The 9,608-nt window shown below is 48.4% G+C and carries 9 protein-coding genes; 6 read left to right on the top strand and 3 right to left on the bottom strand.

What is annotated here, in order from left to right; all coding sequences use genetic code 11:
* Positions 1-666: 666 nt before the first annotated feature.
* Positions 667-2,274 carry an NAD(P)/FAD-dependent oxidoreductase gene (locus ACO0LF_RS26555; RefSeq protein ID WP_423019558.1) on the top strand — a complete coding sequence of 536 codons (1,608 nt, stop codon included), beginning with the start codon at positions 667-669 and terminating at the stop codon, positions 2,272-2,274.
* Between the two features lie 69 nt (positions 2,275-2,343).
* On the opposite strand, the gene ACO0LF_RS26550 is transcribed toward ACO0LF_RS26555, so the two are convergent.
* Positions 2,344-3,171, bottom strand: a complete 828-nt coding sequence (locus ACO0LF_RS26550) for an HDOD domain-containing protein (protein ID WP_423019556.1) — start codon at positions 3,169-3,171, stop codon at positions 2,344-2,346.
* A gap of 353 nt (positions 3,172-3,524) precedes the next feature.
* On the opposite strand from ACO0LF_RS26550, the gene ACO0LF_RS26545 reads away from it, so the two are divergent.
* The 4 genes from ACO0LF_RS26545 (at position 3,525) to ACO0LF_RS26530 (ending at position 6,789) form a co-directional block, all read left to right on the top strand.
* Entirely contained in the window at positions 3,525-4,010 is a 486-nt protein-coding gene (locus tag ACO0LF_RS26545) for a CinA family protein (protein WP_423019554.1), read from the top strand.
* The gene (locus ACO0LF_RS26540) at positions 4,011-4,781 is read left to right on the top strand and encodes a response regulator (protein ID WP_423019552.1); all 771 of its coding nucleotides are present in this window, start codon (positions 4,011-4,013) and stop codon (positions 4,779-4,781) included.
* Complete coding sequence (locus ACO0LF_RS26535; RefSeq protein ID WP_423019550.1) at positions 4,778-5,803, top strand: ATP-binding protein; 1,026 nt, start codon at positions 4,778-4,780, stop codon at positions 5,801-5,803. Before ACO0LF_RS26540 ends, ACO0LF_RS26535 begins: the two co-directional genes overlap by 4 nt.
* A 104-nt stretch (positions 5,804-5,907) precedes the next feature.
* Positions 5,908-6,789 carry an EF-hand domain-containing protein gene (locus tag ACO0LF_RS26530; RefSeq protein WP_423019548.1) on the top strand — a complete coding sequence of 294 codons (882 nt, stop codon included), beginning with the start codon at positions 5,908-5,910 and terminating at the stop codon, positions 6,787-6,789.
* A 67-nt stretch (positions 6,790-6,856) separates the two neighbouring features.
* Here the strand turns inward: ACO0LF_RS26530 and ACO0LF_RS26525 are convergent, their stop codons facing one another.
* Entirely contained in the window at positions 6,857-7,486 is a 630-nt protein-coding gene (locus ACO0LF_RS26525; RefSeq protein ID WP_423019546.1) for a flagellar basal body-associated FliL family protein, read from the bottom strand.
* Positions 7,487-7,820: 334 nt separating this feature from the next.
* On the opposite strand from ACO0LF_RS26525, the gene ACO0LF_RS26520 reads away from it, so the two are divergent.
* A complete protein-coding gene (locus ACO0LF_RS26520) occupies positions 7,821-8,894 on the top strand; it encodes an acyltransferase family protein (protein ID WP_423019544.1) in 1,074 nt (357 codons plus the stop codon).
* A gap of 28 nt (positions 8,895-8,922) precedes the next feature.
* Here ACO0LF_RS26520 and ACO0LF_RS26515 read toward each other — a convergent pair whose 3' ends face one another.
* Positions 8,923-9,531, bottom strand: a complete 609-nt coding sequence (locus ACO0LF_RS26515; protein WP_423019542.1) for a lysophospholipid acyltransferase family protein — start codon at positions 9,529-9,531, stop codon at positions 8,923-8,925.
* Positions 9,532-9,608 lie beyond the last annotated feature (77 nt).

Below are 9,608 nucleotides of genomic sequence, written 5' to 3'. Positions count from 1 at the left end.
TGTTATTTCTTGTGAACACTTGCTATATTATTTAAGCATTCCATTCAACCTAGATCGAATGGTGCGCTTCACCAAGTGCCCACATTTATTGACTGTTAATTGTTAAAGAACCGTATTCTTTTCTGCTTAACCGGACTACTTATTCATCCAGTTTTGCGTCGCAGCGTTGTGTGCGTCAGCAGCAGAGAAACGAGATTATGGAGCACTTCTTTCGTGCTGTCAACACCCTGTCTTTATTTTCGTTCAGTTTAAATCTTTTAGATTCATTCTCAACTACTTCAGGCTATTTACAGCTCCAGGTTTTCTGCGTCATTTCTTTCGCTCAAACCCCATCACTACTCCTATCTTCGCCCGCTCTTCAGCGGGAGGCGGACTATAGCAAATTTATCGCAGGCTTTGCAAGTCTTTCGTAAAATTATTTATTAGGTTCTTTTTTTGCGCAATCATATATAGGGAATACCAGATGCAGGGGACGGTGCGCACGGAACACTCTACTACCCTGTATTGATAAGGCAACTGATTTATGTATCGGCTTTCTATACAAGGAAATCTTTATATCAAAGCACAAGCGGTTAAAATACCGGATTCATCAAACCACTAAATCAAAGACTTGCTTATATAAATAAGTGAGTCATTTTTGCCATTAGTGTTATCCGGACCGAATTTATGTTGCGCATTAACGATTTACAACTTCCACTAGACCATGCTGAGGACGAGCTGAAGGCAGCCGTACTGAGGGAATTGGGCATCACTGAAAAAGAGCTGATCAACTTTACTGTATTCCGTCGCAGCTACGATGCGCGCAAGAAGACAGCGATCATCTTGATCTATACGATCGATGTGGAAACGACGAATGAAACGGCCTTGTTGGCCAGTCATAAGAACCGCACAAAGCTATCCGAAACGCCGGATACGTCCTATAAGTTTGTCACGCATGCGAACGATAAGTCATTCAAGCGCCCGGTTGTCATAGGCTTTGGGCCTTGTGGTTTGTTTGTGGCGCTACTGCTCGCTGAAATGGGTTTTCGCCCTATCGTACTGGAGCGCGGCAAAACTGTACGTGAGCGCACCAAGGATACCTGGGGCTTATGGCGCAAACGTGAATTAAAACCAGAATCAAATGTACAGTTTGGCGAAGGTGGTGCCGGTACTTTTTCTGATGGCAAGCTATATAGCCAGATCAAGGACCCCAAGCATTATGGCCGCAAGGTATTGACGGAATTCGTCAAGGCGGGCGCACCGGAAGAAATCATGTATGTCAGTAAGCCACATATAGGCACTTTCCGTCTCGTAAAGATGATAGAAGAAATGCGTCACAATATAGAAGCTTTGGGTGGCGAGATCCGTTTTGAGCAAAGAGTGACTGATATTGACATCGTTGACGGTAAGGTACAGGGCGTAAAGCTGAATGACAGCGAATATATAGAGACAGCACATGTGGTGCTGGCGATAGGTCATAGTGCCCGCGATACTTTCCAGATGATTGCAGATCGCGGTGTGTATGTGGAAGCCAAGCCATTTTCCATAGGCTTTCGGGTAGAGCACCCACAGTCTGTCATCGACAAGGCGCGCTTTGGGCCAAATGCGGGTAATAAGATATTGGGCGCGGCAGATTACAAACTGGTACACCATGCTAAAAATGGTCGCTCTGTGTATAGTTTCTGTATGTGCCCGGGTGGCACTGTGGTAGCTGCAACTTCGGAGCCCGGCCGTGTCGTGACAAATGGCATGAGCCAGTATTCACGTAATGAGCGCAATGCCAATTCAGCTATCGTGGTGGGGATTACGCCGGCTGATTACCCTGGCAATCCATTGGCGGGCATAGATTTGCAAAGGGCGCTGGAAGAAAAGGCTTATGAAGTGGGCGGCCATAACTACAATGCGCCTGGGCAGCTGGTCGGTGATTTTTTGGCAGCCCGCCCTTCAACAGCGTTGGGAACAGTAGAGCCGTCCTATAAACCTGGCATTACTTTGTGTGACCTGGCGACGATCTTGCCTGAATTTGCGATCACGGCAATACGTGAAGCCTTGCCAGAGTTTGACAAGAAAATCAAAGGCTTTGCCATGAAAGATGCAATCCTGACTGGCGTGGAAACCCGCACATCCTCCCCTATCCGTATCAAGCGCAATGACGATGATTTGCAGAGTTTGAACACCCGCGGCCTGTTCCCGGCGGGTGAAGGTGCTGGCTATGCGGGTGGTATTTTATCCGCCGCAGTTGATGGTATCAGAGTGGCTGAGGCAGTTGCTTTGGATATACAGACCAGGTCATAAGCAACATCCGCTATCTGGAATAAAAAATGGCAAAAACCTCAAAGGTTTTTGCCATTTTCATATCTGTCTTTATCCTAACAAATCTTCCAGTCCGGCAGCCAATTCATTTAATGGCGGCATTTCTTCGAGTATGAGTTCTGGCTTGACGCCGAGTTTTTTTGCCACTTCGGTCGGAAAAGTCGCTTCACGCTCTTCTTTTGAATAATGACTTTCTTCCCCACGGGCACACCAGGCAGCCAGATGGACGACTGCGCCTATCTGATCAAACTCGGATTGTTGCAAGGGTTCGGCACAAGCCTTGATGGCAGTTGCAAAAGTATCAGGGAAGCGCCAGCGTTTCGCCAGTTCAGCACCGACATCAAAGAAATCATAGCCAAAGGAAGTGCGCTCTACATCCGGCCTGCGCGCATCCAGCGGCCCGGCTGTTTTATCAACTTGCAACATTTGCTCAGGCATGCCTGCGTGCATGACCAACTGACCTATGGCATGCATCAAGCCTACAGTGAAAGCAAAGTCTGAGTTGCAATGGGCTTTTTTTGCCAGCCATTTTGAGACCACGGCAGTATGCAGGCTATAGCGCCAGAATTGCTTGAGGTCGACTCCGGGCATGGACTTGAAGCCACTCGTCAAACCACTACTGACCACCAGAGTGCGCACGGTCATGAAGCCCAGCATCAACACTGCATCATCAACTGAACCTACAGTCCTGGAAGCATGATAATAAGAGGAGTTTGCCAGCCGCAGCAGTTTTGCACTCAGGACCTGATCTGCAGATAGCTTGCGGGCAATTTCGTCTATGGAAACATCGTCATTATTAAAACTGTCTATGACCTCCTGGACGACTTTGGGTATCGATGGCAAAGCATTTTGCTGCTGAAACAGAGTCTCGATTTTCATAGGGCATCTCCTTTGGGGATGTAGATACAAGGGGTCTTGCCCCTTATTATTTCCGGAAATTGATACACCTTCAGCAAATTTTCCCTACTCGCGGAAAGAATGCACATTGCTATCAAAAATCATACTCTGATATTGGTTTTTCAGAAATGCTTTTTTTAATGCTTGCGTTGCTTTACATAAATTTGCAATCTGGCTTTGGCTTACGCAGAGGTAGTTTGTTACTTTCTCATCAGCAGGCTTTTTGTCTTGTTTCTTTACTTCACTTCAGGGTGGACATGGTGGTAAAGTAGTTTTTAGCATCAATAGTTTTGGATAAGTTCATCAAGTCAGAGCAAGCAGACAGGAGACACATCATGCAGAATGCCATAGAACTCGCAACACAAGTCGGTGAAGAACTCAAATCCAAAAAACTTATCCTTAGCATCGCCGAGTCATGTACAGGCGGTGGCGTGGCTCATGCCATTACGGAAATCGCTGGCTCTTCGGAATGGTTTGATTGTGGCTTCGTCACTTACTCCAACTCTTCCAAGACAGAGTTACTCGATATACCAGCTGCCCTGATCGCCCAGCATGGCGCAGTCAGTGAAGAGATCGCAGCAGCCATGGCACAGGGTGCGTTGGCCAATTCTGAAGCGCATCTGTCCTTGTCAACCACCGGCATCGCTGGCCCTACTGGCGCAGTACCTGGCAAACCGGTGGGAACCATATGCTTTGGCTGGGTAGTTGGCGGTAATACGCATACAGAAAGGCTGGTATTTTCTGGTGACAGAAAAGCCGTGCGCGAACAAACTGTCGTTCATGCCCTGGATAAATTACTGAGATATATCAAGGAGTTATAAATGCAGGCATCATCACCCACTTTTGTGCACGCATCTGCACATGCAGGCCGCCTGCAAGTCTTACTGGTGGATGATGATACCGAAATTACGACATTACTCAGCAAGTACCTGGAGAAATTTGATATCGGCTGCATGGCTGCGCCAGACGGCAAGGCCATGCGTTCTGCACTACAAGCGCATAATTTTGATGTCATTTTGCTGGATCTGATGTTGCCAGATGAAGATGGCCTCAGTCTCTTGCGTCAATTACGTCAACTACGCAGGCATGTTGCTACACCCGTCATCATGCTGACCGCCAGGGGTGAATTCAGCGACAAGATACTGGGGCTGGAATCTGGTGCAGATGATTATCTGGTCAAGCCCATAGATACCCGCGAACTTGTGGCCCGCATACAAAGTGTCAGCAGGCGGGCGCAGGCTTCGGCCCAGCAAATGCAAGAGCAGAAGGACAGCCAGGCGACTGAAATACGCTTTGATGCCTGGACTTTGAATTTGCCTGCGCGGCAGCTCTGCAACCCGGAAAAACTGATTATCCCTTTATCGAATGCTGAGTTCCGGCTCTTGCTGGCTTTTATCAAAAGGCCGGGGCAAATACTGAGCCGTGATCAATTGATCGATTTTGCACACAATAAATCCACTGAAGTCTTTGACCGTAGCATAGATTTGCTGGTGTCACGTTTGCGTCAAAAATTAGGAGATGATCCTCGCCACCCCAGTCTGTTAAAAACCATACGTGGCGAAGGTTATCTGTTCAATGCCAGTGTGCGATGAAAAAACTGCTGCCTGATACCATCTTCAGCCGTTTGTTTGGCATGGCCATGGCGGCGGTGTTGCTGAGTCATGTTGCCACTTTTATCCTGCTATTTGTGTTTCTTGGCGATCATCGCCCACCTCCTCCGCCTGGGCCACCACCGCCCCATCATGCCCACAGTCTGTTCAGCGGGCCTTTCCTGGGGTTTTGTCTGAGTATGTTGCTGCAACTATTCTTGCTGGCTATCGCCACCTGGATAGGGTCACGCAACCTGGCCCGCCCCATACAGCAACTGGCTGCCGCCGCCAGCACGCTGAGCAACCATGAGCAGCCGAAAGCAATTCCAGAAATAGGCCCGGAAGAAACACGCCAAAGCGCCCAGGTATTCAATCAGATGCAAGAGCGACTGTTCCAGCAAATGGAGGAGAGGGAACGTTTTCTGGCAGCGATATCCCATGACTTGCGCACTCCCCTGACGCGCATAAAACTCAGGGTAGAACAAATGCATGCAGGAACGGACAACGACAAGCTACTCGACGATGTAGAAGAAATGCGTCTGATGCTGGACGCTACGCTGGATTATCTGCGCGGCAGCGAAGAATCAATGCAAATGCTGGACATCCATTCACTCGTAGCTGCCATCGTTGACAATATGCAGGATGAAGGCAAACCCGTCAGCATGTATGGCACTGCTCTTCCTTTACCTGCCTTGCCCAATGAACTAAGGCGCTGCATCAGCAATTTGCTGGAAAATGCCATTTTTTATGGTGCGACAGCAGAAATCAGCCTGCATGACCATGCCCATGAGTTACGGATTTGCATCACAGATCAGGGGCCTGGCATACCAGAGGCAGCCCTGGAAAAAGTATTTGCCCCATTCTTTCGCCTTGCAGCCTCGAGGAATAAGCATAGCGGTGGAGTCGGCCTGGGCTTGAGCATCGCCAGGGAAATTGCCCGGCGCCACCATGGCAGCCTGGTATTGAAAAATCGCACTGACCAGCAAGGCCTGCTGGCAGAACTGCGCTTGCCCCGCCCATCATAGAGAGCCAGGCATTGTGTCAAAACCGATACAAAGCGGACACAAGCTGGCAACATCCTGATGCGATATTCTCCATCAATACCGATACCTGATTGAAGGAGAGTGCGATGAGCAGCATCACTGGCCTGAGTGGCAGCAGTAATAGCTATTTCCAGCAAACTGGCAGCACACAGCGACGCGAACGTGACACCAGCAAAATAGCAGACAATGTCTTTTCCAGGCTTGATACCAAGAACCAGGGTTATCTTGAAATACAGGACCTGGAAACGGCTTTCAGTAATATCGCTGGAAATTCCACCAGCAGTACGGACACTGCGAGCAGCACTGCTAGTAGCAGTACTTCAAATACTGCAAGTACTGATAGCAGTAATAACACGAATAGCAGTATCAATGATTTATTCAAAAAACTCGATAGCAATGGTGATGGCAAGCTGACAAAAAGCGAGTTTAGCGATGGCATTAAAAAACTCAGTGATGCCCTGGAAGGGCAATTTAATGCCAGACGGACCCGCGGTGCCGAAGGCTCTCGCCCGCCACCACCACCGCCTGAAGGAGGCGGAGGGCCAGACAAAGCCGGGCTGGATAAGACGCAACTGATAGAGTTGTCTGCCAAAGTTGGCCAAAGCAATAGCAGTGCAGGTGCTGCCTTGAGCCAGGTCGCGCAAAATTTTGATGCAGCCGATACCAATCAGGATGGCAAGGTCAGCCTGCAGGAAACCCTGGCTTACCTGGAAAAAACCATACAATCCAACTCGACAGGCAGCACTTCTGGCACTGCCAGCAGTTCAACGGCGGACAGTAGCAGTAGCAATTCCAGTAGTACTAATTCCAGCACTGGCAGCACTACAGGTACATCTGACGGCACAGCAACTTCGTCAACAGCAAGCAATAGTACCGACGCCGCTTTATTCAAAAAAGCCTTACAGTTATTACGCGCCTATAACTCACCTGCCACTGCCAGCACGCCAAGCATTGCCGTCAGTGCCTGATCCGAAAAGCCTGGACGAAAAATGGCCCATGTTTTTATACATGGGCCATTTTTTCATGGGCTTATAACTACTCGCGGTTTTGCATGAGTAATTCATTGATCAATACTGACTCTATCTTGTCAGTCTGTAGAGCTTGATTGAGACCGGACTTAAGCTGAGCCCTGACGGTATCGAAGCCCTCCTCACTATGCAAGTCGTCTGGGTCTATTTTGGCAAACTCGATTTGAAATAAATTCGCCAACAATTTCTTGTTTTCAAATAACCAGTCACTATCCTCGGTGCGTACTTGTATGGTGACCTGCATGCGCACTACCTGACCATTCAGGTTCGCTACCTGTTGTGGCAAGACAAAATAACTCAGGCCGGCAGCATTGCTGTTGACACTACGGATATAAAAGAAAATCGCCAGCAAAATGGAAAAAACCACCAGAACTATCACCGCAGCATAAACACCGAAACGGTCATTTCCTGCATTCTTTTTTTTATTTGGTTTTTTTTCCAGCGCCGGTTTCTTGGGCACTTGGACAGGGGGCGGGCTGCGCACAGGGGTCGCCTTGGGTACAGGTGCAGCCGCGGCCTCTGGCTCATCCGCCTCAAAATCCAGTGCTGACGCAGACTTCTGGGGCGCGCTACCATCTATCGCCTCAAAATCCAGTTGTGCACTGAGTATGCTGGCTTTTGACCTATCTTTAGACATGACTACCTCATAAGGCTTGGTATGGCTACATAGCCACGACCCAGCGATTATATTACTAATGGGAAATTTTTAAAGCCAGGAAAGCATCTGCCTTATTCTACTCACTTTCGCAAAACACCAGCGTATACAGTTGATCAGTTGATGCGAAAAGCCTTGCAAATCCGCTCACTATTTTTATTGTATTAATCATAGCTCTTTTATCAATACGAACTACTTGGTCTTCATTCCAGCAAATACAGCTACCCTGCAGCCAACGCTTCGTTACAAACTAAGGGTATAAAACCAGCGCTGATTTCGCTATCATGGCGGCATTCCCCCGCAAGACATTACACGCATGACCACATCCCCTATTCCAAAAGCCAGAAACCTGAGCATAGACAATATCAAAGCCGTCTTGATATTTCTGGTTGTATTTGGTCATCTGATAGAAATTTATGTCGGGGAAGATCATGTCTTGCGCTCTGTCTGGGTGTTTGTGTATTCCTTCCACATGCCCATGTTCGCCCTGATGTCAGGTATGTTTTCCAAGGCGCAATGGGATGATAAAAATGCTACTCAATTAATCTCTACCGTATTGGTGCCTCTGATAGGTTTTGAAATTATTTATGAGGCAACTGAATTTTTCCTTAAGGGCAATCTCAGTGTCTATGCTGGCCTGGTAGCCCCTTACTGGATGCTATGGTATTTGCTGAGCTTGTTGTGCTGGCGTTTGTTGCTGCCGCTGTTTTCACGTATGCAATTCGGCGTTATGCTGGCGGTGGCATTATCTCTGGCTGGCAGTTATTCAGAACATGCGGGTTATTTCCTGGGCGTATCGCGCACCCTGATCTTCTTCCCTTATTTTTTACTGGGCTGGAAACTCGGTGCCAATGTATTCAGTGTCAAGAAAAATGAAAGACTGGTGCTCAGTGCCGTCATCGTGGTGGCAGCCCTGATTGGTTCCTTCATGCTGAAGAATGATTTTGATTATCGCTGGCTGTATGGCAGTTATTCTCTGCATCGCCTGGAAATGGCGAATCTGACTGGCAGCATGTACCAGTTATTACAGTATGCGGCGTCAACGGTTATCGGATTGTCAGTCCTGTATTTGCTGGCACAAAAAGAACTGGGGCTGGCCAACATCGGCAAGCGCTCTATCTATGTGCTGGTATGGCATGGCATGGCGCTCATCATCTTGCAAGAGACTGGCGTATTACGCGCCATCTTCAAACATGAAAACACCATAGCCCTGACGGTCTCAGCCCTGGTTTCCCTGGCAATTACCTGGGTATGCGCCCATGAAAAGACGGAATTACTGACCAAGCGATTTATTCTCAACCCGCTGAGCTGGTTGTTAATACCCCAGGCAGCCCCTATATCCGCAGCGATTGCCACTGAACAGGATAAGCCTGTACAACAGGAGCCTTAAGAAATTCTTTTGAAAAAGCTGACTGGCTTTATTTTTCAGCGCCAGCTTGTGATTTGCCTTCATCAAATTGCTGTGGATGCTTGCCTGAGATACCGCAATAAAATTCGCGTATTTTGACCATGTCAGCAGCGATATCCCCGCTGACTGCAAACATCTTGCCTATACCACCAGCCTTGCGTTTGAAGTCAAGATAACCTAGCGCGATCGGCACTCCAGCACCCTGGGCAATATAGTAAAACCCCGTCTTCCAGTGCGTGACTTTACCGCGCGTACCTTCTGGTGGCACGATCACAGTCAATCTCTGATTGGCATGAAACGCATCTACCGTGCCCTGCACCAGGTTACCAGACTTGCTTCTATCGACAGGAATGCCTCCCAGCCACAGCATGATGTGGCCAAGCACCGGCGGAAAAAGACTGGATTTTCCCATCCAGTACACCCGCAAGCGCAAGGCAAAACATATCATCAGTGTGAAAGGAAAATCCCAGTTGCTGGTATGTGGCGCAGCGATCAAGACATATTTCTGTTCGGCAGGAACGATCCCTTCGACTTTCCAGCCAGCCAGCTTCAGGCACAGGATGGAAATCCAGCGCATGAAAGTGTTAATGATGGGAGTTTCAAAAATGGTAAGATGCATGCCGTAAGTCTTTGATAAGAAAAGAGAATTCTGCCTTCTCTTCAAGCAAGCGGCATTATAGTGAGCAGCAGCTAAAT

Origin of the sequence: Undibacterium sp. Di27W, from assembly GCF_049340345.1 — a bacterium.
In the GTDB taxonomy this organism is placed as follows: domain Bacteria; phylum Pseudomonadota; class Gammaproteobacteria; order Burkholderiales; family Burkholderiaceae_D; genus Undibacterium.
This window is presented reverse-complemented; position numbering and strand designations above follow the sequence as displayed.